Source organism: Hydrogenophaga sp., assembly GCF_011390835.1.
GTDB lineage: Bacteria > Pseudomonadota > Gammaproteobacteria > Burkholderiales > Burkholderiaceae_C > Hydrogenophaga.
Genome location: NZ_JAABRQ010000009.1, coordinates 44162 through 70289, shown reverse-complemented (window position 1 = coordinate 70289; position 26128 = coordinate 44162). Strand labels below are relative to the sequence as shown.

General features: G+C 67.1%; 18 protein-coding genes. 11 read left to right on the top strand and 7 right to left on the bottom strand.

Going from position 1 to position 26128, the window contains the following annotated elements; genetic code table 11:
• Positions 1 to 7 precede the first annotated feature (7 nt).
• Together GPT34_RS07325 and GPT34_RS07320 are read left to right on the top strand one after the other, a co-directional pair.
• Positions 8 to 556, top strand: a complete 549-nt coding sequence (locus tag GPT34_RS07325) for a hypothetical protein (protein ID WP_291010641.1) — start codon at positions 8 to 10, stop codon at positions 554 to 556.
• A 470-nt stretch (positions 557 to 1026) separates the two neighbouring features.
• Positions 1027 to 1923, top strand: a complete 897-nt coding sequence (locus GPT34_RS07320; protein WP_291010639.1) for a YihY/virulence factor BrkB family protein — start codon at positions 1027 to 1029, stop codon at positions 1921 to 1923.
• A gap of 64 nt (positions 1924 to 1987) precedes the next feature.
• Here the strand turns inward: GPT34_RS07320 and GPT34_RS07315 are convergent, their stop codons facing one another.
• The 5 genes from GPT34_RS07315 to gnd all read right to left on the bottom strand — a co-directional run bounded on the left by GPT34_RS07315 (position 1988) and on the right by gnd (position 8789).
• Positions 1988 to 2854, bottom strand: coding sequence for an ADP-polyphosphate phosphotransferase (locus GPT34_RS07315; RefSeq protein WP_291010637.1), 867 nt, complete (start codon positions 2852 to 2854; stop codon positions 1988 to 1990).
• Positions 2851 to 4521 (bottom strand): phosphoglucomutase (alpha-D-glucose-1,6-bisphosphate-dependent), encoded by a 1671-nt coding sequence (gene pgm / locus GPT34_RS07310; RefSeq protein WP_291010635.1) that lies wholly within the window; start codon positions 4519 to 4521, stop codon positions 2851 to 2853. Before pgm ends, GPT34_RS07315 begins: the two co-directional genes overlap by 4 nt.
• Positions 4518 to 6602, bottom strand: a complete 2085-nt coding sequence (gene tkt, locus GPT34_RS07305; protein WP_291010633.1) for a transketolase — start codon at positions 6600 to 6602, stop codon at positions 4518 to 4520. The genes pgm and tkt overlap by 4 nt, the downstream gene beginning before the upstream one ends.
• Positions 6599 to 7687: a transaldolase gene (gene tal / locus GPT34_RS07300; RefSeq protein WP_291010631.1), complete on the bottom strand. Its 1089-nt coding sequence runs from the start codon at positions 7685 to 7687 to the stop codon at positions 6599 to 6601. The genes tkt and tal overlap by 4 nt, the downstream gene beginning before the upstream one ends.
• A gap of 61 nt (positions 7688 to 7748) precedes the next feature.
• Entirely contained in the window at positions 7749 to 8789 is a 1041-nt protein-coding gene (gene gnd, locus GPT34_RS07295) for a phosphogluconate dehydrogenase (NAD(+)-dependent, decarboxylating) (protein WP_291010629.1), read from the bottom strand.
• Positions 8790 to 8989: 200 nt separating this feature from the next.
• Here gnd and GPT34_RS07290 point away from each other — a divergent pair, with 200 nt between their 5' ends.
• The 6 genes from GPT34_RS07290 to GPT34_RS07265 all read left to right on the top strand — a co-directional run bounded on the left by GPT34_RS07290 (position 8990) and on the right by GPT34_RS07265 (position 22467).
• Positions 8990 to 11368 carry a phosphoketolase family protein gene (locus GPT34_RS07290; protein ID WP_291010627.1) on the top strand — a complete coding sequence of 793 codons (2379 nt, stop codon included), beginning with the start codon at positions 8990 to 8992 and terminating at the stop codon, positions 11366 to 11368.
• A gap of 12 nt (positions 11369 to 11380) precedes the next feature.
• Positions 11381 to 11587 (top strand): hypothetical protein, encoded by a 207-nt coding sequence (locus GPT34_RS07285; protein WP_291010625.1) that lies wholly within the window; start codon positions 11381 to 11383, stop codon positions 11585 to 11587.
• On the top strand, positions 11584 to 12633 hold the full coding sequence (locus GPT34_RS07280; protein ID WP_291010623.1) for a class I fructose-bisphosphate aldolase: 1050 nt from the start codon (positions 11584 to 11586) through the stop codon (positions 12631 to 12633). The genes GPT34_RS07285 and GPT34_RS07280 overlap by 4 nt, the downstream gene beginning before the upstream one ends.
• Positions 12630 to 13247, top strand: coding sequence for a histidine phosphatase family protein (locus GPT34_RS07275; RefSeq protein ID WP_291010621.1), 618 nt, complete (start codon positions 12630 to 12632; stop codon positions 13245 to 13247). Before GPT34_RS07280 ends, GPT34_RS07275 begins: the two co-directional genes overlap by 4 nt.
• Positions 13248 to 13641: 394 nt before the next feature.
• Positions 13642 to 13884 (top strand): hypothetical protein, encoded by a 243-nt coding sequence (locus GPT34_RS07270; RefSeq protein ID WP_291010619.1) that lies wholly within the window; start codon positions 13642 to 13644, stop codon positions 13882 to 13884.
• A 3-nt stretch (positions 13885 to 13887) separates the two neighbouring features.
• Complete coding sequence (locus tag GPT34_RS07265; RefSeq protein ID WP_291010617.1) at positions 13888 to 22467, top strand: glucoamylase family protein; 8580 nt, start codon at positions 13888 to 13890, stop codon at positions 22465 to 22467.
• 129 nt (positions 22468 to 22596) lie between these two features.
• Here GPT34_RS07265 and GPT34_RS07260 read toward each other — a convergent pair whose 3' ends face one another.
• The gene (locus GPT34_RS07260; protein WP_291010615.1) at positions 22597 to 23187 is read right to left on the bottom strand and encodes a sterol desaturase family protein; all 591 of its coding nucleotides are present in this window, start codon (positions 23185 to 23187) and stop codon (positions 22597 to 22599) included.
• Positions 23188 to 23425: 238 nt separating this feature from the next.
• Between GPT34_RS07260 and GPT34_RS07255 the strand changes: the two genes are divergently transcribed.
• The 3 genes from GPT34_RS07255 (at position 23426) to GPT34_RS07245 (ending at position 24986) form a co-directional block, all read left to right on the top strand.
• Positions 23426 to 24100 (top strand): Crp/Fnr family transcriptional regulator, encoded by a 675-nt coding sequence (locus GPT34_RS07255; protein ID WP_291010721.1) that lies wholly within the window; start codon positions 23426 to 23428, stop codon positions 24098 to 24100.
• Positions 24101 to 24202: 102 nt separating this feature from the next.
• The gene (locus GPT34_RS07250; RefSeq protein ID WP_291010614.1) at positions 24203 to 24409 is read left to right on the top strand and encodes a hypothetical protein; all 207 of its coding nucleotides are present in this window, start codon (positions 24203 to 24205) and stop codon (positions 24407 to 24409) included.
• Positions 24410 to 24428: 19 nt separating this feature from the next.
• Complete coding sequence (locus GPT34_RS07245) at positions 24429 to 24986, top strand: hemerythrin domain-containing protein (protein ID WP_291010612.1); 558 nt, start codon at positions 24429 to 24431, stop codon at positions 24984 to 24986.
• A 168-nt stretch (positions 24987 to 25154) separates the two neighbouring features.
• Here the strand turns inward: GPT34_RS07245 and GPT34_RS07240 are convergent, their stop codons facing one another.
• Positions 25155 to 26057, bottom strand: a complete 903-nt coding sequence (locus GPT34_RS07240) for a Crp/Fnr family transcriptional regulator (protein WP_291010610.1) — start codon at positions 26055 to 26057, stop codon at positions 25155 to 25157.
• Positions 26058 to 26128: the final 71 nt, after the last annotated feature.

Below are 26128 nucleotides of genomic sequence, written 5' to 3'. Positions count from 1 at the left end.
GATTTTGATGAGCAGTGAACAACACGAGCACAAGCCAGCGGATGCCGGCGCCAACGCAAACTCAGACGGCGCGTCGGATCACGAGGATCTGTATGACCGGTATGCCCAGCGGGCGAGCGAACTCTTTCACGCTGGCCAGGACAAGAGTCGCGAAGCGATGGAAAAAGCCTTGGACGCAGCGCGGCAGCAGCTATCGGCAGCCAGCGAATTTTCTGCCGAACAAGGAGAGAATTTCAAGCAATACATGCGACGCGATCTGGCGCAGACGGAGCGGGACATGCGCGCTTTGAGTCAGGAATCCAAGGAGCATCTGCACCCGGCGCGCTTGGGCGCGGGGGCGGTGTCATCGCTTGCACGCATGCTGGATACCGCTGGCTCAGCCATGCAATCGTGGTCGCGTCAGGCGGAGGACACCTTGCACTTTGGTACCGGAGACATCACCACCGCGGGCACCTTGACTTGCGTTGCATGTGGCCAGACCTTGCAACTCAAGCGCACCAGCCGCGTGCCGCCTTGCCCGTCATGCAGGGGGACGCAGTTTCGCAAGGGCTATTGATGTGATGTGATCGACCGCCGAAACCTGCGTCGGCGCTGCGTCGTATCTGCGATTCGCAACCATTCGTGTGACGCCTTCGCGCGCTGGGATCTCTTTGCGTTTATGTGCGCTGGCGAACTGAACGTTTGAGCCGAAAAGCGCAATCTGAAAATTGGTGAATGGCTTTAGACATGCGATTCGCTTCTTCAAACCACACGAAAGGTCATCTCATGAACAGCATCGTCTACATCGTCGGCGCAGTCGTCATCATCGTCGCTCTGTTGTCGTTTCTCGGACTGCGCTAAAGCGTCAAACGGATTGGAAGCCGTGATGTTGCGCGACGAGGCGGAACTCGCAAAAGCCGAAATCCCCGAGAAAGTGCTTGAGGTCGGAACCGGTCGAAGAGACGTCTGGCCTGCCCTTGTCCGGGGCGCAGGCCGCGCGGCCCTGACGACCAGCCGCCGCTCGGCCACCGGCGGCACCTGCACACCGTGACATACGCCGACCTGCTTGCCGCATGGTGGGGTCTCGTCAAAGAGGTGGCCACTTCCTGGGTAGACAACTATGTGCCGAGCATGGGTGCGGCGCTGGCCTACTACACCATGTTTTCGCTGGCACCCCTGTTGCTGATCGTGGTGTCGGTGGCCGGGCTGGTGTTCGGTGAAGACGCCGCCCGAGGCGAGATCCAGGCGCAGTTGCAGGACCTGATGGGGGAGCAGGGGGCCGGCGCGGTGCAAGGCCTGCTGGCCAGCGTGCGTGAGCCGGCCGAGGGGCTCACGGCCACGGCCATGGGGCTGGTGCTGCTGTTGGTTGGCGCAACCACCGTGTTTGCCGAGTTGCAGAACGCGCTTGACCGGATCTGGCGGGTACCAGGACGGCTCCGCAAGAGCGGCTGGATTTCGCTCGTGCGTGCCCGCCTGATGGCGCTCGGCATGATCCTCGCGGTGGGTTTCTTGCTCATCGTGTCACTGGTCGCCAGTGCGATGCTCGCTGCCGTGAGCCGTCGCGTGGACCCTCTCTTCGGCAGCTGGCAAACCTTGCTCGAAGTGGGCAATGCCCTGGGTGGCTTCCTGCTCGTGGCCTTCATGTTCGGCCTGATCTACAGGTTCATGCCACGCCAGCGCGTGATGCTGACTGACGTATGGCTCGGCGCCTTGCTGGCGGCGCTGCTGTTCACCGGGGGCAAGGTGGTTATTGGCGCCTACATCGGTCGCAGCGGGGTCGCGTCTGGCTTTGGCGCGGCCGGCTCGCTGGTGGTGGTGTTGCTGTGGGTGTACTTTTCAGCGCAGATCCTGTTGATGGGCGCAGCGTTCACCTGCGTCTATGCCCGGACTTTCGGATCCCGAAAGACCGCGCCGTCGGATCGCGAGCCAGGCAGCGGGGGCTGACGCGTTCTGATCGGGGGATTCGGTGGCGCCAGAAACTGGCATGGCCCCACCCGCCTGAGTTGCCTCACTTCGTCAGCTGCCTGCGAATCGCCTGCAGTTCTCGCTTGCGCGCTGCGCTCACCACGGGGTAGCTCATCTTCAAGTCTTCCAGTGCCTTGAGCACGATCTGCGACACGATCAGCCGCGCGTTGTCCTTGTCGTCGGCCGGAACGATGAACCATGGCGAGTCTGCCGTGCTGGTGGCGCTCAGCGCGTGGCCATAGGCTTGCATGTAGGCGTCCCAGAACTCGCGCTCGGCGATGTCGGCCGCGCTGAACTTCCAGTTCTTGTCGGGCTCGTCGATGCGCGCCAGCAGCCGCTGGCGCTGCTCCTCTTTCGACAGGTGCAGAAACACCTTGATGATGCGCGTGCCGTTGGCGTGCAGGTGTTGCTCGAGGTCGACGATGGAGCGGTAGCGGCCGTGCCACACCGATTCGTCGTCCGCAGTGTCGGGCAGGCGTTCGGCGTCCAGCAGACTGCGGTGCACGCGAACGATCAAGACCTCCTCGTAGTACGAGCGGTTGAAGATGCCGATGCGCCCGCGCTCCGGCAAATCGCGCGTGGCGCGCCAGAGAAAATCGTGCTTCAGCTCGCGCGCGCTCGGGTGCTGGAAGCTGAACACCTGGCAGCCTTGCGGGTTGACGCCCGACATCACGTGGCGGATGGCGCCGTCCTTGCCCGCGGTGTCCATGGCCTGGAACACCAGTAGCAAGGCGTGGCGGTTCGACGCGTAGAGCAGGCGCTGCTGGTCGCTCAACGCATCGACCTGGTCCTCCAGCAGCTTGCGATACGCCTTCTTCGACTTGCAAATGGGTTTAACGTTGGTCGCCCAGAGGCCCAGATCGACCTCGGCGGCCTCGGGAACGCGGAAGGTGTCGGTATCGATTTTCATGGGCTGGCCTGGTTGGGGGGTTGATTGAGCGCTGCATCTACCGTGGCCTGCGCCTCGGTCAGGATGCGCTGGAGGTGGTCTGGGCCCTGGAAGCTTTCGGCATAAATCTTGTAAATGTCCTCGGTGCCCGAGGGTCGTGCCGCGTACCAGCCGCTCTTCGCCACCACCTTGATGCCGCTGATGGGCGCACCGTTGCCGGTTGCATGGTTGAGCACGCTGGTGATCTTCTCGCCGGCGAGCTCGGACGCGGTGATGGCGCTCGGCGACAGCGCGGCCAGCCGCTTCTTTTGCGTGACGTTCGCCGCTGCTTCGATGCGGTCTGCGACCGGGCGGCCCATGCCGTCGGCGAGTTCAAGGTAGAGCGCGCCCGGGTCTCGCCCGCAGCGCGCGGTGATCTCGGCCGCGAGCAGGCCAGCGATGAGACCGTCTTTGTCGGTGGTCCAGGCCGTGCCGTCGCGTCGCAGAAAAGCCGCACCGGCGCTTTCCTCGCCGGCGAAGCCCAGGCTGCTGTCCAGCAGCCCCGGCGAGAACCACTTGAAGCCGACCGGCACCTCGAAGCATTTGCGGCCCAGTCGCGCCGCCACGCGGTCGATCACCTGCGTGCTGACCACGGTCTTGCCGATGGCGGCGCTCGCGGGCCACTGCGGCCGATGTCCGAACAGGTAGTCAATCGCCACCGCAAGAAAGTGGTTCGGCGGCAGCAGCCCGGCGCTGGGGGTGACGATGCCGTGGCGGTCGTGGTCGGTGTCGCAGGCCAGGGCGATGTCGAAATGGTCCTTGATGGCGATCAGCCGCTGCATCGCGAAGGGCGATGACGGGTCCATGCGGATCTGGCCGTCCCAGTCCAGCGGCATGAAGGCGAAGCGCGGGTCGACTTCAACGCTCACCACCGTCAGGTCGATCTTCCAGCGCTCGGCAATCGCCCCCCAGTAGTGCACCCCGGCGCCGCCCAGCGGGTCGACGCCGATGCGGACCTGGGCGGCGCGGATGGCGTCCATGTCGATCACGTGATCGAGGTCCTCGACGTAGTTGCCCATGAAGTCGTGGTGGTGCGTGGTCGCTGCCTTCAGGGCTTGGGCATGGGGCATGCGGCGCACGCCTTGCAGACCGGCTTCGAGAAAGCTGTTCGCCGCCGCCTGGATCGCGTCGGCCACCGCCTGGCCGGCGGGGCCGCCGTGCGGCGGGTTGTATTTGAAGCCGCCGTCGCGCGGCGGGTTGTGCGACGGGGTCACGACGATGCCGTCAGCAACCGTGCCGGTACCGCTGCGGTTGTGCTTGACGAGGGCATGCGAGATGGCGGGTGTGGGCGTGAACGGGCTGCCTGAGGCGAGCACCACATCCACGCCGTTGGCAGCCAACACTTCGAGTGCCGTGGCGCAGGCGGGTGCCGACAGCGCGTGGGTGTCGATCCCCATGAAGAGCGGGCCGCTGATGCCCTGGCCTTTGCGGTGGTCGCAGATGGCCTGCGTGATGGCGAGCACATGCCATTCGTTGAACGAGACATCAAGCGCCGATCCTCGGTGGCCTGAGGTGCCAAAGGCCACGCGCTGCGCCGGTACGCCCGGATCGGGTCGCTCGGAGAAGTAGGCTGCCACGAGCTTGTCAACATCGATGAGCTCGGACTTCCGCGCCGGCTGGCCGGCGAGCGGGCTGAGGCGGGTGCTCACAACGAGGCCCCTGCGCCATGCCGTTGCAGTTGTCGCCGCGCGGCGGCGAGCACGTGGGCCAGGTCGAAGCCGAAATGCGCTTGCACCGCCCGGCCCGGCGCCGACAGCCCAAAACCACGCAACGCGATGATCTCGCCGTGCCGGCCGACATAGCGGTCCCAACCCAGCGCAGAGGCCGCTTCAACCGAGACCCGCGCCTTCACCGCTGCTGGAAGCACATGAGTCTGATAGGCCTCGTCCTGAAGCTCGAACAGGTCCCATGAAGGCATGCTGACCACGCGCGCCTTCACGCCCTCCAGCGTCAGCTGCTCGTAGGCCGCGATGCACAGGGCCACCTCGCTGCCGCTGGCCAGCAACAGCAGGTCGGGCCACCCGTCGACGGCATCGGCCAGCACGTAGGCACCGCGTGCCACGCCAGCGGCGCTCGCATAGCGCTCGCGGTCCAGCGTGGGCAGCGCCTGGCGCGACAGCACCAGGCTGGCGGGCTGATGGCGAAGCGCCATCACCACGCGCCAGGCCTCAACCACCTCGTTGGCATCCGCCGGGCGCAGCGTCACCATGTCGGGCATGGCGCGGAACGAGGCGAGCTGCTCGATGGGTTGGTGGGTGGGGCCGTCCTCGCCCATGGCGATCGAGTCGTGTGTCCAGACATAAATCACCGGCAAGCCCATCATCGCGCTCAGGCGGATCGCGCCGCGAGCGTAGTCGCTGAAGACAAAAAAACTGGCGGCGAAGGGGCGCAGGCCTGACAGCGCCATGCCACTGGCCGCCGCGCACATGACGTGTTCACGAACACCAAAATGAAAGTTGCGCCCGGCGTGAGATTCGGGCTCGAAGGCGCCGGCGAAATCGGCTGTGAGCCTGGTCTTGGTCGACGGCCCCAGATCGGCCGCACCGCCCAGCAGCCAGGGCACCCGCGCTGCGACGGCGTTGAGCACCTGGCCCGAAGCGTCGCGCGTTGCCAGGCCCTTGGCATCGGTTTTGAAGACCGGCAGCCCGGCGTCCCAGCCTTCGGGCACCTGTCGTTGCTGCATCTGGTCGATCTGCTCGGCGAGGTCGGGATACTGCGCGCGGTAGGCGGCGAAGCGGGTGCGCCAAGCGTTGTGTGTACTGGTGCCGCGTTGACCGAAGAGGGCGTCGAAATGTCCGCGCACGCCGTCGGGCACGGCGAAGCTCGCGTCGGGGTCGAAGCCGTAGAACTGTTTGGCCGCGCGCGCCTCGTCCACGCCCAGCGGCTCGCCGTGGGCCGCGGCGCTGTCCTGCTTGTGCGGCGCGCCGTAGCCGATGTGGCTGTGCACGATGATGAGGGTTGGTTGCTCACGGGTGTTCTCGAATGTCCTCAGTGCGAGCGCTGTGGTCTCGATGTTGTTGGCGTCAAGCACTTGCAGCACCTGCCACCCGCAAGCCGTGAAGCGCGCGCTGACGTTTTCGGTGAAGGTGATGTTGGTCGAGCCTTCGATGCTGATCTGGTTGCTGTCGTAGATCCAGCACAACCGGTCGAGCTTCAGGTGCCCGGCGAGCGAGGCCGCTTCGGCGCTGATGCCCTCCATCATGTCGCCGTCGCCGGCCAGTGCAAAGACCCGGTGCTCGAACAGCGCGAAGCCTGGCCGGTTGTAGGTGGCGGCCAGCCAGGCCTGCGCGATCGCCATGCCCAAGCTGGTGGCCAAGCCCTGGCCCAGTGGGCCTGTGGTGGTCTCCACGCCGGTGGCCCAGCCGTGTTCCGGGTGGCCGGTGCAGCGGCTGCCGGCCTGGCGAAAACTCTTCAAATCGGCCATGGTCACGGCTAGGCCTTCGCGCTCAGGCGCCAGGCGTGTCGCGGCCTTCACGCCGCACAGGTGCAGCAGCCCGTACAACAAGGCCGACGCATGTCCGACCGACAGCACGAAGCGGTCGCGGTCGGGCCAGGCAGCGTCTTCGGGGTCGAAGCGCAGGAAGCGCTGCCACAGGCAGTAGGCCGTGGGTGCCGCGCCCATCGGCGTGCCGGGGTGGCCGGAGTGGGCCTTTTCCACTTGGTCAATGGCCATCGTGCGCAGCGTGTTGATACAGCGCTGGTCTAATTTTTGCTGTTCGCTGGCGGTCATGGAAGTGCTGCCTGCGATGCGCATTTCTCCCGGATGCGCGTCAGCAAGGCATGCCACGATTGGGCGAACGCATCGACGCCTTCGCGCTGCAGGCGCGCAGCCAGGGCATTCACGTCCACACCCTCGCGGGTGAATTCTTCGATCAGGACCTCGGCATAACCGCCGTCCAGGCGCATGGGCTTGTCAATCTCACCGTGGTCGGCGAAGGCCACCAGCGTCTTCTCGGGCAGGGTGTTGATGGTGTCGGGTGCTGCGAGTGCCTGCACGTACAGCGTGTCGGGCGCCGCGGGGTCTTTGGTGCCGGTGCTGGCCCACAGCAGGCGCTGGGTTGGCGCGCCCGCGGCGGCCAGCCGCTGCCAGCGTTCCGAGGCCTGCAACTCGCCGTGCGCCTTGTAGGTGCGCATGGCGATCGCGATGCCCAGCCGGTTGTGCAGCGCAGGCGCGACCTCCAGCTTCACCCCCACATCCCAGCGGCTGACAAAGAGCGACAGCACCGAGGCCACGTTCGGACTGAGACCGGCCGCCAGCCGGCGCTCGATGCCGCGCAGGTATGCCTCGGCGGCGGCGAGCACATGTTCGCGCGAAAACAGCAGCGTGACGTTGACCGGCACGCCGTCGAAGATCACCTCCTCGATGGCCTCGATGCCCGCGGGCGTGCCCGGGATCTTGATGAACAGGTTGGGCTTGCCGGCCTTCGCGTGCAGCCGCTTCGCCGCCTGGATGGTGTGGATCGCATCATCGGCCAGCAGTGGCGAGACTTCGAGCGACACCCAGCCATCCACACCGTGGCTGGCGTCGAAAGTCGGGCGGAACAGGTCGGCGGCCTCGCTCAGGTCCTCGAGGGCGAGTGCGAAGAACAGCGCTTCGTCTGTCAATCCCGCGTCGTGCAAGGCGCGGATGCTGGCGTCGTAGCTGTCGTCGCTGCCGATGGCGTGTTCGAAGATGGTGGGATTCGAGGTCAGGCCGGTCACCGACAGGTGCTGGATGTAGTGGGCCAGGGTGCCGCTTTTCAGCAGGCCGCGCGTGATGTTGTCGAGCCAGAGGCTCTGGCCGAGTTGCTGCAGGGCGGTGGTGGCGTGGTTCATGGGAAAGGTATTTGGTTGGTGGTGCTTCGGGGTGGCGGTCTCGGATGGCTGGTGCGGACCTTCATGGCCTGTGCGTTGGCGCCGGACCCGGCACGGGTTTCTCGGCGTGGCCACCAAATTCATGCCGCATGGCCGACTGAACGCGGTTGGCGAAGTCGGCCTGGCCGCGCGAGGCGAAACGGGCATAGAGCGCGGCACTCAGCACGGGCACAGGCACGGCCTCGTCGATGGCCGCCTGCACCGCCCAGCGGCCCTCGCCGGAGTCGGAGACCCGGCCCTCGAAGCTGGCCAGCGCGGGGTCGGTCGCGAGGGCTTCGGCCGTCAGGTCCAGCAGCCACGAGCCGATCACGCTGCCGCGTCGCCAGACCTCGGCGATCTCGGGCAGGTCCATCTGGTATTCGTAATGCGCGGGCTCGCGCAAGGGCGCTGTTTCGGCGTCGACGGCGTGGGCCTGAAGCCCGGCGTTCGCGTGGTGCAGGATGTTCAACCCCTCGGCATAGGCGGCCATCAAGCCGTACTCGATGCCGTTGTGCACCATCTTCACGAAGTGACCCGCACCATGCGGCCCGCAGTGCAGCCAGCCCTGATCGGCGGTGCCAAGACCGGTGCGCCGGCCCGGGGTCGGTGCGGCCGTGCCTGTGCCTGGGGCCAGCGTGGTGAACACGGGCTGGAGCCGCTGCACCACAGGTTGGGCGCCGCCGATCATCAGACAGTAGCCGCGCTCCAGGCCGGCCACGCCGCCGCTGGTGCCCACATCCACATGGGCAATGCTCAGAGAGGCCAGCGCCGCGGCGCGACGCAGGTCGTCGTAGTGGTGTGAGTTGCCGCCGTCGATGATGGTGTCGCCGGCTTGCAGCAGAGGCCTCAGCTGATCCAGGACGACATCGACGGCCGCCGCTGGCACCATCAGCCAGATCACACGGGGTGCGGTCAGCCCTTGGACGAAGGACGGCAGCGAGGGCGCACCAGTCGCTCCCAGCGCCACCAGATGCGCGACGCTTTCGGGTGCCTGGTCATGGACCACGCAATCATGGCCACCGCGCAAGAGGCGTTTGACCATGCTGGCGCCCATACGGCCCAGGCCGATCATGCCGATCTGCATACTTGATGCTCCTTTCCTGTGGTCTCGTCCCAGACACAAAGACAAAGGCGAATTCAATGGACGGGTTCACGAAGAACGCCATTTCAAGCATGCATCCTCAAAAGACCGGCGTCTGTTCGCTGCCGCACCCTTAAGCACGCATCAGGGGCTGTGTTCCCCAGCGCACAGACCAGCGGACCTGTCGACCCCAGTATGGAGGGATGCCAGACGAACAAAGCCACGCCTCGCTCCAACGCCTGGACGCCTATTGGCGAGCCGCCAACTACCTGTCGGTCGGTCAGATATTCCTGTGGGACAACCCGCTGCTGAAGCGGCCGCTGACCTTGAGCGACGTGAAGCCCATGTTGCTCGGACACTGGGGCACCACCCCTGGCCAGAATTTCATCTATGCGCACCTGAACCGCGCCATCCTGGCCCACGACCTGGACATGATCTTTGTCAGTGGCCCCGGCCATGGCGGCCCGGCGGTGGTCGCCAACACCTACCTCGAAGGCAGCTACAGCGAGGTCTACCCTGAGATCAGCCGCGACGAAGCCGGGCTGAAAAAACTGTTCCGGCAGTTCTCGTTTCCCGGTGGCATACCGAGCCATGTCTCGCCCGAGTGCCCGGGTTCGATCCATGAGGGCGGCGAACTTGGGTACTCGCTGAGCCATTCATTCGGCGCCGTCTTCGACAACCCCGACCTGATCGTCGCCTGCGTGGTCGGTGATGGCGAGGCCGAGACCGGGCCGCTGGCCACCGCCTGGCATTCCAACAAGTTTCTCGACCCGGCGACCGACGGCGCCGTGCTGCCGATCCTGCACCTGAACGGCTACAAGATCGCCAACCCCACGGTGCTGGCGCGCATCACGCACGAGGAGCTCGAGCAGTTTTTTCGCGGCTGCGGCTGGACGCCGATTTTTGTGGAGGGGCACGAGCCCGGGCCCATGCACGAGCGCATGGCCGAGGCGCTGGACCAGGCGGTGCGGGAGATCCAGCGCATCCAGCGGCATGCGCGCGAGCAGGGGCACACCGAGCGCCCGCGCTGGCCCATGATCGTGCTGAACTCACCCAAGGGCTGGACCGGGCCGAAGCAGGTGGACGGTGAGCCTTGCGAAGGCAATTTCCGTTCGCATCAGGTGCCGCTGCACCCGGCCGAACACCCTGATCACCTCAAGTTGCTGGACGACTGGCTGCGCAGCTACCGGCCACAAGAACTTTTCGACGAGCATGGCCGACTGAAGTCAGAGCTCGCAGCGCTGGCACCCAGCGGCCACCGGCGCATGGGGGCCAATCCCCATGCCAACGGCGGCCTGCTGCTGCGCGACCTGCACCTGCCCGATTACCGCGCGTACGCGGCAGACGTGCCCACACCCGGCACCCCTGGCATGGGCGACACCCGCGTGCTAGGGCCCTTCTTGCGCGATGTCGCCAGCCAGAACGAAGCTGAGCGCAACTTCCGCGTCTTCGGACCCGACGAAACCGTGTCCAACGGGCTGGCCGCGATGTTCGAAGCGACCAACCGCCAATGGGATGCCGCCACCGCGCCGAGCGACCAGTGGCTCGCGCCGCAAGGGCGGGTGATGGAAATGCTGAGCGAGCACCAGTGCGAAGGCTGGCTGGAGGGCTATCTGCTGACCGGGCGGCATGGCCTGTTCAACTGCTACGAAGCCTTCATCCACATCATCGACTCGATGTTCAACCAGCACGCCAAGTGGCTCAAGGTGAGCGCCGGGCTGCCCTGGCGACCCAAGATCGCCTCGCTCAACTACCTGCTGGCCTCGCACGTCTGGCGCCAGGACCACAATGGCTTCACCCATCAGGACCCGGGCTTCATCGACCATGTGGTCAACAAGAAGGCCGAGGTGGTGCGCGTCTACCTGCCACCTGATGCCAACTGCCTGCTGTCGGTGATGGACCACTGCCTGCGCAGCCGCCACTACGTGAATGTGGTGGTCGCCGGCAAGCACCCGGCGCCGCAGTGGTTGACCATGGACGCAGCGGTGGCGCATTGCGCTGCGGGCATCGGCATCTGGGACTGGGCGGGCAACGAGCTGGCCGCAGGCGCGGTGGAGGACGATCCCGACGTGGTCATGGCCTGCTGCGGCGACGTGCCCACGCTCGAGACGCTGGCTGCGGTGCAGATCTTGCGCGCAGAACTGCCCGAGCTTCGCGTGCGCGTGGTCAATGTCGTCGACCTGATGAGGCTGCAGCCCGAAATCGAGCATCCGCACGGGCTCAGTGACGCGGCCTTCGATGCGCTGTTCACCCGCGATAAGCCGGTGATTTTTGCGTTCCACGCCTACCCCTGGCTGATCCACCGGCTGACCTACCGGCGAACCAACCACGCCAATTTCCATGTGCGCGGCTACAAGGAAGAGGGCACGATAACCACGCCGTTCGACATGACAGTCCTGAACGACCTGGACCGCTTCCACCTGGTGATGGACACCATCGACCGGCTGCCGCAAACCGGCTCGGCAGGCACCGCGCTGCAGGGCAGGCTGGCCGCCAAGCTCGTTGAACACGCGCACCACATCCGGGCGCACGGGCAGGACATGCCCGAAATCCGCAACTGGCGCTGGAACGCCACGACATGAAAGCAAGCCACCATGCCCAGCATTGAAAGACGGGAACTCGAGGCGCACCGCGCCCAACTGGAAATCGACGTCACCGAACTGGTTGACAAGTACCTCACCATTGCCGAGTGGGACGTGCCCGACATCGATGAGCCGCTGGCACACCGGCTCATCATCGCGGCCATCAGGCGGGCGCTGGACCAGGTTGAAAAAGCCTTGCCGAACGACCCGCCCACATGATCAATGCCCTGACCGTCACTGCGCAGGCGCTGATGGAGCCTAGCAAGGGCTTGCTGGCCATGGACGAAAGCGTGGGCACTTGCAACCGGCGCCTGGCCGAGTGCGGCATCGCGCAGACCGAGGAGTTCCGTCGCCGTTACCGCGAGTTGCTCGTGACAGCACCCGGCCTGTCGCCATTCATCAGTGGTGCGATCCTGTTAGACGAAACCTTGCGCCAGAACACCCGCGATGGCGTGCTGCTGGCGGATGTGCTGCGCGCCGCAGGCATCCTGGTCGGGATCAAGGTGGACGCTGGTACGACCGCCCTGGCAGACCACCCTGGCGAGCGCGTCACCGAGGGCCTGGACGGCTTGCGAGAACGCCTGGCTCGCTTTGCAACGCTTGGCGTGTGCTTCGCCAAGTGGCGTGCGGTGCTGGTCATTGCAGACGGCCTGCCCACCCAGGCCTGCATCCAGGTCAACGCACACGCCCTGGCCCGCTATGCATCCCTGTGCCAGGAGGCGCAAATCGTGCCCGTCGTCGAGCCCGAGGTGCTGATGGACGGCGGGCACACGCTGACGCGCTGCGCTGAGGTGACCACCGAAGTGCTCCACCAGGTGTTCGAACAGCTTCACGAACAGGGCGTGGCGCTGGAGGCCATGATCCTGAAGCCCAACATGGTGCTGCCGGGCCTGTCTTGTGGCGAACCCGCGTCGCTGGCTGAAGTTGCCGAGGCCACGCTGAGCTGCCTGCGGCGCACCGTGCCGGCCGCCGTGGTGGGGGTGGCCTTTCTCTCCGGTGGCCAGCCGGCCACTCTGGCCACAGCGCGGCTCAATGCCATGCACCAGCCCAACCAGACCTCCGGTTCCCCTGCGTTTGAATTGCCCTGGCCGCTCAGCTTTTCGTTCGGGCGGGCACTGCAGCAGCCGGCCTTGGGTCTCTGGGCGGGAAAGGACGGTAACCGCGTCATCGCCCAGAACGCCTTGCTGCACCGCGCACGCTGCAATGCCGCTGCGGTGCAGGGCGCGTACAGCGATGCGATGGACGAAGAAGCAAGAGCGGCATGACGGCCTGCCTGGTTCGCCACGGCGAAACCGTCTGGTCGCTGACCGGCCAGCACACCGGTGTGACCGATATCGGGCTCACAGCGCATGGCGAAGGTGAATCACGCGCCTTGGCACCCCGGCTGCGAAGCTGGGCGTGCGCGCGAGTGCTGGTCAGCCCGCGCCAGCGCGCACGCCAGACCTGCGAACTCGCCGGTCTGGGTGCATCGAGCGAGATTGAGCCCGATCTGGCCGAGTGGGATTACGGCGATTTCGAAGGCCGGCGCTCGGTGGACATTCGCCGCGAGAGACCGGAGTGGAACATCTGGCGCGACGGCTGCCCGGGTGGCGAGTCGCCTGACGACGTCAGCGCGCGAGCCGACCGACTCATCCAGCGCCTCTGCGCGATGCAAGAAGCCGTGGTGCTGTTTTCTCACGGCCAGTTCGGCGCAGCGCTGGCCGTGCGCTGGATTGGCTTGGCCTTGGTCGAAGGCCAGCACTTCCCGCTGCACACAGCGTCGGTGAGCCTGCTGGGCATCGACCCGCATCACCCGGAACGGCGCACCATCGGCTTGTGGAATGAGGTGCCATGTTGCCAACCCAATCACTTGCCAGGCGCCAGCGCACCGTTGCGCTGACAGTGGACGCGGGGTTCCCGATGGACGGCGCAGCCTGTGACCGGTCGCACCAGTGTACGGATTCCAAAGCAGGCGTTGCCGAGCGTGCGCGGGGCTCACATAGGCCTGGCCGCAAACACGCAGTTGGCGCTCGCAGCCCGCACGGGGGAGAGTGCCGGACTGGCTTTGTTTTGAATCGAGAGCAAAGGGAGCGATTCGGTCAGGAAATCGCCTCACGACGTCCCGACTGACGGTTGGCCTGGCCGACTCCCTGTCTTGAGTACCCCGCGCTGGCACCACAACCGCGCCGCCCGAGCCCAATGTTCGACAGCGCACAGACCTGAAACGCCCGTTGCCTTACAAAGACACATAGGTTTCTGACCTCTGTTATCTACCCATGCACAAGGTGCGCATCATGTCCAACATCTCTTCCCAGGCACCCTGCTGGGACACCTCATCATTCGGTCATCCGGCCGATGTCTCGCCCCTGGAGCGCTCGGCGCTGGGCGAACACCTGAGCCAGTGCGGCGCGCTGCGTGGCCGGCTCCACACATTGCGGACCGGGGCTGACGGCCTGCACGGCCTGTTGACCGGGCATGTGGTCACCACGGCAATGGTGGCCATGCTGTTGGTGGGCGGTGTTTCGCTGATGCGCTAGCGCATGGCGGATGCACGCGGGCTGGGGCGCTGGTCATGGGTCCCGAATCGGCTCGAACGCGTGCTGGACGCCTCGAACGGCCCGGCGCTGGAGCCGATCCGCTCCGAGCTGTTTGGCCGGACACGTTTTGAACAACACGGTCGTAGCCTGGGTACCTCCCACCGTGCGGACCTGGCCCGCTTTGGCCGGGCTACGTTTTACCCGCGCCTGCAGAACAATGTGCGCACCTTGCGGTCCGCCTACGAGTTCATCGCGCTGGCGTCACACGACTGGCAAGAGGTCAGCCCCGCGGCCGAGTGGCTGCTCGACAACTTCCACCTGATCGAGGCCCAGCTGCGGGAGATCCGCGAAGGCTTGCCACTGAGCTACTACCGAACGCTGCCCGTGCTGCAGGACGCGCCGCTGGTCGGCCTGCCCCGCATCTACGGCGTGGCCTGGGCTTTTGTGGCGCACACCGACAGCGCCTTCGACGAAACGCTGCTGGTGCAGTTTCTGAATGCCTACCAGGACGCACGCGAGCTGACCCAGGGCGAGCTCTGGGCCCTGCCCACCACCTTGCGCGTGGTGCTGGTGGAAAACCTGCGTCGCCTGGCCGATCGCATCGCCAGCCACAAGGCCGCGCGCGAACTCGCCAGCCTGTGCGCCAGCCGCATTGACACGCTGCCCCTGGGCGACTTGGTGACCATGCGCGAGTTGATGGTGCGGCGTCGCGCGGGCGAGGTGTTTGTGTTGCAGCTGGCCCAGAGCCTGGCCGGACATGCACAGGTCGCCGGCGACACGCCACTGGCTCGGGCGCGCGACTGGCTGCAGCAGGAAGTGCCCGATCTGGCCACCCTGCAGGCCCAGCAACACGCGGCCCAGGCGGCCGACCACCTGAGCGTGGGCAACGCGATCACCGCGCTGCGCCTGATCGGTGCTGCCGACTGGGCCGACGCTGTGGCCCACACCAGTCGGGTTGTCCGCGCGATGCTGGGCTCGTCGGTGTTCCAAGCGGAAGACGACGCCAGCCGCAACACCACGCTGCACGGCATCGAGCGCCTGTCTGCGCAGAGCGGCAAGGGGGAGGCCCTGGTGGCGCAGCGGCTGCTGCAGCTGATGAGCGAGGGCAGCGGCCACAGCGCGCTGGCCTCGCACTGGTTGCAGGGCGATGGGCGCGCGGCGCTGGAACAGGCACTGGGCCTGAAACGCCGACGTGCTGGTCTGTGGAGGCCGGCGCCTGGCCTTTCGCGAACCGCTGCCTACCTCGGTGCGATGCTGCTGGGCTCGCTGCTGCTGGTGGCCTGGTTGTTGTACCGCCCGGGCTGGCTCGCAGCCAGCTGGCCCACGCAGCTGGGCACGGTGCTGGTGGGTCTGCTGATGTTGCTGCCCGCCTCCGAGGCGGTGGTGGCCCTGGTCAACCGCCTGATCAGCGAATCGGTCAAGCCCTCGCATCTGCCACGCTTGTTGCTGCCTGATGGCATACCGCCCGAAGCCCGAGTCATGGTGGTGGTGCCGGCCATGCTGAGCCACCGCGATTCGATCAGCCAATTGGTGCACCGGCTGCAACTTCACCACCTGGCCAACACCGAGGCCTGCGCCCAGTTCGCCTTGCTGAGCGATTGGACCGACGCAGACACCGAGCACCATGCCGACGACGATTCCCTGCTGTCTCACGCACAGGCGCAGCTGGCTGCGCTCAATGCCCGCTACCCCGAAGCCCCTGGCCAGCCGCCGCGCTTCCTGCTGCTGCACCGCGGCCGCAGCGCCAGCGCCACGCAGCGGCGCTGGCTCGGCTGGGAGCGCAAGCGTGGCAAGCTGGAGCAGCTGGTCGCCGCGCTCGCCACCGGTACGCCAGGTCCGTTTTTTGATCTCGGCGAAGTCTCGCGCATGGCACCGAACACGCGCTACATCCTCACGCTCGACAGCGACACGCAGCTGCCGCCCGGGCGCCTGCGGGCGCTGGTTGGCGTGGCCGAACACCCGAACAACCGGCCCCAGCTGGACAGCGTCGATCAGCGCGTTGTGAGGGGCTACGGCATCTTGCAGCCGCGCGTCGTGCCCCCCTTGGCCGGCGATGGCCCGCGCAGCCTCTGGCAATGGCTGTTTGACGGCCAGCGCGGCATCGATCCCTACAGCGCCATGAGCTCCGATGTGTACCAGGACCTGTTTGGCGAGGGCAGCTTCACCGGCAAAGGCCTGCTGCACGTGGCCACCCTGCACGCTGTGTTGGGCGATCGCCTGCCGAGCGACCAGGTGCTCAGCCACGACCTGCTCGAAGGCGCGCTGGTTCGCTGCGCCGTGGTGACCGACGTGACCCTGATCGAGCCCGATCCCACCCACGCCGACGCCGCTGCCGCGCGCCTGCACCGCTGGGCTCGCGGCGACTGGCAGTTGCTGCCGTTCCTGCTGCGCCATCGCCACTGGCCGCTGGGCGCCATCAACCGCTGGAAGCTGCTGGACAACCTGCGCCGCTCGCTGGTGGCGCCGGCCTCGCTGCTGCTGATCGGCCTGGCCATGCTCGGCCTGGGCGTGTCGCTGCCCGTGGCCTTGGGGCTCACCCTGGCCGCCTACAGCGCCGGCCCGCTCCTGGGCGCTCTGGCCGCCTGTGTGCCGGGCCACTGGCGGCTGCTGGGCGCGCGTTTTTTCGTGGCTGGCTCGCTGGATCTGCTGCGCGCCGTGGGCGGAGGCTTCTGGCACCTGGCGCTGCTGCAGCAGCAGGCACTGATGTCGCTCGACGCTGTGCTGCGCACGCTGCACCGGCTGGCGGTGAGCCGGCTGCACCTGCTCGAATGGACCACCGCAGAGGCCGCTCAGGCTGGCCTGGCCACCCGCCTGCCCGCCACCCTTGGGCGCCACCGCATCGAGCCCGTCGGTGCGCTGCTGTGGCTGGTGGGCCTGTGGCTGCTCACGCCGCCTGCGCCCGGTGCACTCACGCTCACCGTGCTCGTGCTCTGGGCGCTGGCACCGCTGCTGGTCTGGGCGAGCAACACACCATGGCCCAGCCGCAGCAAGGCGTTGCGGCCCGCTGACCGGGTATTGCTGGACGGTGTGGCGCGCGACACCTGGCGCCTGTTCGAGCGCTGCGTGAACCCCCAGAACCACCACCTGCCGCCTGACAACCTGCAGCTCTTTCCGTACGAGATCGAAGCCCATCGCACCTCGCCCACCAACATCGGGCTCTACCTGCTGAGCGCGGCCTGCGCGCGCCGGTTTGGCTGGATCGGCACGCAGGACCTGCTGGCGCGCCTGGATGCCACCTGCACCACCTTGCAGCAAATGGAGCGCCACCGGGGTCATTTCCTGAACTGGTACGACACCGAGACCCTGCAGCCGCTGCCGCCGCGCTATGTGTCCACGGTGGACAGCGGCAACCTCAGCGCCCACCTGCTCACGGTGGCTCAGGCCTGCCGCGAGCTGGCGCAGGATCCACACGAAGCCTCAGCCAACCTGCAGGCCATTGCGAGGTCTCGCGAGCGCCTGCAGCCCCATCTGCCACTGCTCCAGTCGGTGCTTCACCAGCCGCTGCACCAGACGGCGCTTGGGCAGTTGCTGGATGCCACACCACCCGAGTCGGTCGATGCCACCGCCTGCGCCGCGTTCCTCGCTCTGCTGCTGCAAGCGCAGGCTGAGCTCGAAGGGCTGCAACCCGCGCGCAACCCGGCCATTGTCAGCCACCCCACCACACCCAAGGACGAATTGCGCTGGCTGCTGGCCGACCACCTGGCCACCCTGCGCTCAGGGGGGCTGGACGTCGCAGCCCGAGGGGCGGGCAGCTGTGAGCGCACCCAACAACGCCTGCAGGCCGCGGCCGAGCAGCTCGAAGCCATGGCCTGGGAAGCCGATTTCCACTTCCTCTACCACCCCAAGCGCCACCTGCTGCACATCGGCTACCGGGTCGACCATCAGCAGCTCGACACCAGCTTCTACGACCTGCTGGCCTCCGAATCGCGCACCACCAGCCTGCTCGCCATCGCCAAGGGCGAGCTGCCGGTGCGCCACTGGGCGGCGCTGGGCCGGCCCTTTTTTGCCAGCGGGCGGCGCGCCGTGTTGCGCTCCTGGTCGGGTTCGATGTTCGAGTACCTGATGCCCACCCTGGTGGTGCAGCCGCCGCGTGACAGCGCGCTGTTCGAAGCCGGTCGCTCGGCGCTGCGGGAGCAGATCGCCTTCGTGCGCGGTAGCGCCATGCCCTGGGGCATTTCGGAGAGCGCCTACGCCGGGCAAGACCACACCCTGGCCTACCAGTACGCGCCGCAGGGCGTGCCAAGGCTGGCGATGCGGCGAACGCCAGCGGCCGAGCAGGTCATCGCGCCCTACGCCACGGCGCTGGCCACCCAGGTGGACGCGGCGCTGGCGTGTAACAACCTGCGGGCCTTGAGTGCGCTGTCTGCCCGCGGGCGCTACGGATTCATCGAAGCGCTGGACTTCACGCAGGCACGGCAGATCCATGGTGAGCCCTTCACCCTGGTCAACACTTTCATGGCACATCACCAGGGCATGAGCATCGTGGCGCTGGCCAATGTGCTGTGCGGCGGGGTGGCGCAGCGCTGGGGCATGTCGCATCCGCGCATCGAAGCCGTGTGTTCGCTGCTGCACGAGCGCGCGCCGCGCGAGCTGCCGGCCCTGCACCGCTTGCAGACCCAGCCCTTGCCAGCCCTGCCGCGGCACGCGTCCGAGCACGTCCGCATGCTCACGCCCGGCGCGCAGGCGCTGGAGCCCACGCACCTGCTGTCCAACGGGCGCTACAGCGTCACGCTGCGCTCCCACGGCGCGGGCTGGAGCCGCTGGGGCCAGACTGGCATCACCCGCTGGCGCGACGATGCGATGCGCGACGCCAGTGGGGCCTTCATCTACCTGCGTCTGGGTGGCAGCGGCGCGGCGGTGTCGGTCACGCGCCACCCGGCGCCCGATCCCGACGCCAGCTACCAGTGCCGCTTCCACACCGACCGCGTGTGTTTCGACGCGACCTGGCCCGAGCTGAAGGTCACCACCACGGTCTGGGTCAGCCCGGAAGACGACATCGAGCTGCGCAAGGTGTTGCTGGTCAACCGAAGCAGTGAAGCCATCGAGCTGGAGCTGATCTCGGCGCTGGACATCACGCTGGCCAGCCACGCCGCCGACGAGGCACATCCGGCGTTTTCCAACCTGTTCGTCAAGACCGACTGGTTGCCCGAACAGCAGGCACTGCGCTGCGTGCGCACCCCCCGCTTGCAGACCGAAGGCACGCTGCAGGCGGCGCATTTTGTGGCCAGCGCCGAAGGCAAGGTGCTGGGGTTGCGCTGCCAGACCGACCGGGCGCAGTGGCTGGGCCGGCTGCACACGCCGGCACAACCGCTGGCCGCGCTGAAAGCCGTGCCGCTGGTGCCGACCGCTCTCGACACCGGGCTCGACCCGGTGGCGGTTCTCGGTGTGCGGGTGTTGATCGCGCCGGGGGCTCAGGCCAGCGTCACCTTTGCCACCGCCGCCAGCGACGACGCCGCCACCCTGCTGGCGGTGATCGACAAGTACCGTCAGCCGAGCTACGTGGAACGCTCTTCGCTGATGTCGGCCACGCTGGCGGGCATTGCCGCGCAGCCGCACCGCCCGCGTGTCGACTACCTGCCCGCGATGCAGGCCCTCACCACTGCGCTGGTGCTGACCCTGCCGCAGGCGCATGCGACGCCATCGGGATCGGCTGACGCCGGCGCGCTGCACAGTGACCGGCGAACGCTGTGGCCGCTGGGCATCTCGGGTGACCGGCCCCTGCTGCTGGTGCATGCCGGGATGCCCAAGGGCCTGGGCCTGCTGTGCGTGCTGGCGCTGGTGCTGCGCGAGTGGTCGCGCGCGGGCGTGGCTTGCGATGTGGTGGTGCTCAGCCGCGAACTGCACTCTTACGAGATGCCGCTGCAGCGCGCGCTCGCCCTGCTGCGCGAACAACACGCCATCGACCAGCAGGCTCACCCGATTCAAGCTGCCACCGGCCTGCACCTGTTGCGCGTCGACGAGCTCTCGCCCGAGCAGATCACCACCTTGCACAGTCTGGCCCGCGTGCAGTTGCAAGCCGACGGCCAGGCGCTGCTGCACCAGGTGCGCGCCTGGTGCGACCGCTTTGATACCGCCGGGACGCACCTCGGGAACGGCGGGGTACCGGCGCACGATCCGGTGCCACTGCGCCTGAGCGAGACCGAGGCCTTGCCCAGCCACGGCGATTTCCTGCACGAACGCAGCGCCTTCGCATTCGAAGCGGGCGCCGGCCTGGCCACGCCCATGCCCTGGACCAACGTGCTCGCCAACCCCGGCTTCGGGACGATCTTGTCCGAGACTGGCGCCGGCAACACCTGGGCGCTCAACAGCCGCCTGAACCAGCTCACTGCCTGGGCCAACGACCCGGTGGCCGACCCGCCATCCGAATGGTTCTTGCTGCAAGATCGCCGCACCCGCGAGGTCTGGAGCACGGCACCGTCGGCCTGGGGGGCTGAGGCCACCCGCTACCAGGTGGTTCACAGCCAGGGCCTCACCACCATTCGCCACCAGCGTGGGTCGCTGGCGGTCCTGGTCAGCTGGTGCGTCGACGCCGACAACGCGGTCAAGCAGGTGCGCATCCAGCTGACCAACCACGGCGCGGGCAAGGCGCACCTGCGCCTCGTCGGGCTGGTGGAGTGGATGATGGGAGAGAAGCGAGGCGACCGCGCCACCTTGCTGACCCAGCCGCAGGAGGGAGGTCCGCCCGGTGGCGACTTGCTTGGCCTGCTGTGCACCCAGACCGAGCATGCGGCCGGCTTTGGGGGCGGCACCGCGTTTTTCTGTGAGGCGCAAGCTGCTGCCGGTGACGCCGGCAGTCTGGACTGGACTTGCGACCGCAGCGCCTTCTTTGACGCGGGTGGCCAGCTGGCGCTGCCGCAGCGCCTGGGCCAGCGAAGTGGCTTTGGCCTGGACCCTTGCGCCGCGCTCTCGCGTCCGCTCACGCTGCGCCCGGGCGCCAGCCTGGAGCAGGTGTTTTTAATCGGGTATGCGGGCGATGCCAACGCCGCGCGGACACTCATGCACCAGGCCAGCCAGGTCGACGCTGGCGAACGCGAGCGCGCTGTCCAGGCGCGTTGGGACAGCCTGCTGGGCGCCACCCAGGTCCAGACGCCCGACCCCTTGTTCGACGCCCTGGTCAACCGCTGGTTGCTCTACCAGACCGTGTCCTCGCGCCTGTGGGCCAAGGCCGGCTTCTACCAGGCTGGCGGCGCCACCGGCTACCGCGATCAGCTGCAGGACACCATGGCGCTGGTGTGGGCGCAGCCCGCCATGCTGCGCGCGCAGATCGTCTTGTGTGCCTCGCGCCAGTTTGAAGAAGGCGACGTGCAGCACTGGTGGCACAGCCCAGGTGGCGCCGGTGTGCGCACCCATTTTTCGGACGACCTGCTGTGGCTGCCTTTCGCCACCGCGCACTACCTGCAGGCCACCGGCGACACGGCGCTGCTGGACGAAGCGGTGAGCTTTCTCGACAGCCCTCCGGTGCCCGAGGGCTCGGAAGATCGCTATGACTCACCTGCCATCAGCGCCCAGCAGGCCAGCGTGTACGAGCACGGGGCGCGCGCCATCGACCGCAGCCTGCCGGTGGGTGCGCACGGCCTGCCCCTGATGGGGGGCGGCGACTGGAACGACGGCATGAACCGGGTGGGCAGCGAGGGCAGGGGCGAGTCGGTCTGGCTGGCCTGGTTTCTGTGCCGCATCGTGAGCGATTGGCTGCCGCTGGCGCGTGCGCGCGGCGAGCTGAGCCGGGTCCGCCGGTGGGAAGTGGCGTTCGCCGGCTGGCTGGAGGCTCTCGATACCAAGGCCTGGGATGGCGCCTGGTTCAAGCGCGCTTTCTTTGACGATGGCAGCCCGCTGGGCTCGGCCAGCCAGCCCGAAGCGCGCATCGACCTGATCGCGCAGGCCTGGGCTGTGTTGTCGGATCAGACCTCTGACGAGCGCCAGCGCATGGCGATGGACGCCGTAGAGACCCAGCTCGTGGACGCCGAGAACGGTTTGATCCGCCTGCTGGATCCACCGCTTCAGCACGCCAGCCCCAGCGCAGGCTACATCCAGGCCTATCCACCCGGCGTGCGGGAAAACGGCGGCCAGTACGCCCATGCCGGCGTCTGGGCCTTGATGGCCGCCGCGCAGGTGGCGCTGCACGAGCATGGCAACACCTTCGTCCGCAACACGCCCTACCGGTACTTCACCTACCTGAGCCCGGCTCACCGCGCAGCGCACCCGCAGTGGCGCTCGGCCTACGGTCTCGAGCCCTATGCGCTTGCGGCCGATGTGTACAGCGCGCCACCGTACACCGGGCGAGGTGGATGGAGCTGGTACACCGGCTCGGCGGGCTGGCTGCACCGCGCCGCGCTGGAATCCATCCTGGGCTTGCAGCTGCAGGCAGAAGAACTGTGGTTCACGCCCTGCCTGCCAGCGCACTGGCCAAAAGCTGAGATCACGCTGCGGCGCGACGGGCGTTCAATGCATTTTGTGCTGGTGCGCGGCGACCCCGCGGCCGAGCTGGCCTCGAAACCCCACGCCCAGCTGCTGCAGGAGGGTGAGCGCCTGCGCTGGAAAGACCTGTCGCCTGACAGCTGCTTGGTGGTGCCTCTGAAAGGCTGACTCCCGTTCGAACTCAAGACGGTACTTTGTCGGACCGCTTTGTCGTGCTACAGCACTGTCTGCGGCGGTTCTTCGCGTTTCGCCATGATTTCGAAATGGGGTGAGGCCTGCGCACCCAGCCGGCGCTGCTCAGCCTTGGCGGCGCACCACCCGGATATGCACCAGGGCGGGTTTCTTTTTCCCGCTGGTGTGCAACAGCCGGTCCCAAAGACCGGTGGTCACGCCAAAGCAACAGGGCTGCTGCAAGTGGTGGTGGCGCGCATGGGCGTATTTGCGCTGCGCCAGCCAGCGGCTGCGCAAGCGCCAGTGGTGCAGGGCATGGTGGGTGATGGCGTAGCCCAGGTAGCCCATGAGCACGCCGAGCGTGAGGGCGCTGCCACGCCACAGTCCCATGGCGCCTGCGGCAGGAAGCCACACCAGCAGACCGATCAGCGATGCGCTCAACACGGTGGGCGCACAGATCAGCGCCAACGGGCGCTGGTGGTGCTGCCGGTGCCAGCCCTTGAACGGGGGCAGGCCGTGCAGCACAAAGCGGTGCAGTGCGTATTCGACCGGACTCCAGGCCAGCCATCCCAGCACCACCAGCGCCGAGAGCCCCAGCGACATGCCGCTGGGGGCACGCAGGACCAGCCAGCCGCCCAGCGCGAGCACGGCGCTGCCATAGAGGAAAAAGTCCGCGCGGTAGGCGGTGGTGCTGTGTTCGATCGACAACAAAGGCATGCAAAGTCCTTGGGGCCAAGGCAAAACCCCAATGCTGGCCACTGCGCAGCGGCGCGTCTGTGCGCTGACGTACACGCCGCCGGTCGTCAGGTATGTACGCCAGCGTACATACGGCGCACACTGACTTGGGTAGGCTACAACCTGTCACACACACGTTTCGCAGGGCGAAAACGCCGCGACCCAAAGGCTTCACTTGAACATCACCGTCGACCAAACAACCAACCATTTGCTGTCCTCCATGCCACCTGCGGTGTGGCAGCGTATCGCACCCAGGCTGGAAGCCGTGGACCTGCCGCTGGGCTTGGTGCTGTACGAATCGGGCGCCAAGATGAGCCATGTCTACTTCCCCACCAGCGCCATCATTTCGCTCCTGTATGTGCTGGAAGACGGCGCCTCGGCCGAGATCGCGGTGGTGGGCAACGAAGGGCTGGTGGGCATTGCGCTCTTCATGGGCGGCGAAACCACGCCCAGCCGCGCCGTGGTTCAGAGCGCGGGCAAGGGCTACCGCCTGCGCGCAGCCGACATCAAGGAAGAATTCAACCGCTCCGGCCCGGTGCTGCACCTGTTGCTGCGCTTCACCCAGGCGCTCATCACGCAGATGTCCCAGACGGCGGTGTGCAACCGCCACCATTCGCTGGACCAGCAGCTGTGCCGCTGGCTGCTGCTGAGCCTGGACCGCCTGAGCGGCAACGAGCTGGTGATGACGCAGGAACTGATCGCCAACATGCTGGGCGTGCGCCGCGAGGGCGTCACCGAAGCGGCGCTCAAGCTGCAAAAGCTGGGTCTCATCAAGTACGTTCGGGGGCACATCAACGTGCTCGACCGCCCTGGGCTGGAAGCCCGCGTCTGCGAGTGTTATGCCGTGGTGAAATCGGAGTACGGCCGGCTGCTGCCCCCCGAAATGGCGGTCTAGCGCCGGGCAACGTGCGCTACCGAACAGACCTCACGGGTGTGGGCGGCGATAAAGACACCCTGCGGTGGTGCATGGTGCACAACCCTGAACCTGGGCCTTGAGATGATCACCGTCGCCAACCGAGCCACCCCCCGGCCACTCACGCTGGAGCAGCAGGAAAACGCCATGACCAGCGAGGGTGCGCCGCCGGAGGGCCAGATGCCCGAGCCGGTGCCGCCCGCCGCACCCCAGTCGCCCACGCCGACCCAGCGCTCGACCCTGCACCTGCACCCCGCTTCACACGCAGAGCCGGCCAAAGGAAAGGCCTGAGCCCAGCGCGAGCCAGCGGATGCGCCCCCAAACCAACCAGCAGACGCGCGACGCGCTGCACCAGCTGCGACGCGACCACGAGCTGATCCGCAAGCTGTTGCGCGAACACGAACGCCTGTGCCAGGGTCCAGGCTGTTGCCCCGCCGTCAAGGCCGATGTCGTGGAGCGCCTCTGCGATGCGCTCTGCCTGTGTGCCCAGATGGAGGAAGAAATCTTTTACCCCACGTTGCGCCAGGTGCTCGATGGTGAAGTGCTCGCCAGAACCACCTTGTGTGATCACGGCCGCTTGCGCCAGCTGATCGCGCGGCTGGACGAAATGGAACCGGGCGACCCCGGCTACGACGGCGCGGTGGACGACATTGCCGACTGTGTGCTGCCGAGCATGGACGATGCGCAGGCGGTGCTGTTTGTGGAGCTGCGGCTGGCTGGCCTGAACGCGGTCGCGCTCGGTGAGCAGATGGCGCAGCGCCGCCGCACGCAACTTCGGCAGGATTTCACCCGCGTGGGTCTGCCAGCCGGCGATGCCCCCGAGGCGGTGGGTGGCTGGCCAGCAGCGTGTCGCCTGGTGCAGATGTAGGCCGCGCGCTTGCCAAAAAAGGGCATGCTGCCAAGGCTGGCAGCGGGCCCATCAATGGTCAGCACCTCACAAGGAGGGCGACCAGGCAAACACCGCTAGGCGGGCGCTGGATCTATCTGGTACACGATTCGAAGAGGGCGCGGGGTGGGTTGCAGGGCGGCGACCTCTTCACGCGGCCAGGCTGCTCAATCCCATCGGAATGAAGGCGCTGCGCCGCTGCTGCGCCTGCAGGCGCGCAGATGGCGTCCCCAGATCGTCTTGCGAGCGGCGGGTGCTGCGCGAATGGACCTTGAGGCCGTCCATGTCGAGGATTTCCACGTTTCGGCCGTCCACGTGGATGAAGTGCGCGATGGCCAGCGCGGTGAACGATCGGCTGACCGTCTCGTGCGCCACGCCGAGCGCTCGGGCGATGTCGCGCCGACCCATGAGCAGGTGAAAGCGCCGAGGCGACTGACCAGCTGCAGCCATCTGGCACGACATCTGGAGCAGAAAGCGCGCGAGTCGAACTTCTGCCAACACGGCCGACATCACATCCAGCAGTGCGGTGGTGCGGGTGAGTGCCCGGCTGCCAGCGCGCTGCAGTTCCAGCCCGAACGCCGGCACCGCCCGGCTCAGATCAAGCAGATCGCTCTTGTGAACCACGTAGACGGCAGAGTCTTCCAGCGCGATGGCGGCAGTGGGGTAGGTGTCCATGCACAAGGCGTCAAAGCCCACAATGTCCTTGCACCCGGCGAAAGCCTGCACCTGTTCGTGGCCTTCTTCGTCGGTACGGGAAATCTTGAAGGTGCCCGTGCGCACAAAATACAGTGCCTCGCTGGGCGCACCCATGTGGATCAGGTGATCGCCCGCCGGCACCTGGCGCAGCCTCAGCACCATTTGGCTTGCCGCATTCGCCTCGTCTGGCGTGATCAGGGTATCGATTCCCAGCATGCACAGCAGGTCGGCCAGGGTACCGTGTCCGAGCGGCGCACATGGGCTGAGCCCCGCCGGCGTGGCAGACATGGTGGGAACGCCGATGCCCGCACGGACACTGGGGAGTCCCACGATGCGGAAGGTGTGGCGGTTGTTCATGGGGCCTTTCTTGCGTCGTCAACACACAGCGCAAAGCGCTCAGCTGCTTGTAGGCGTGACGCGAGGAGGGG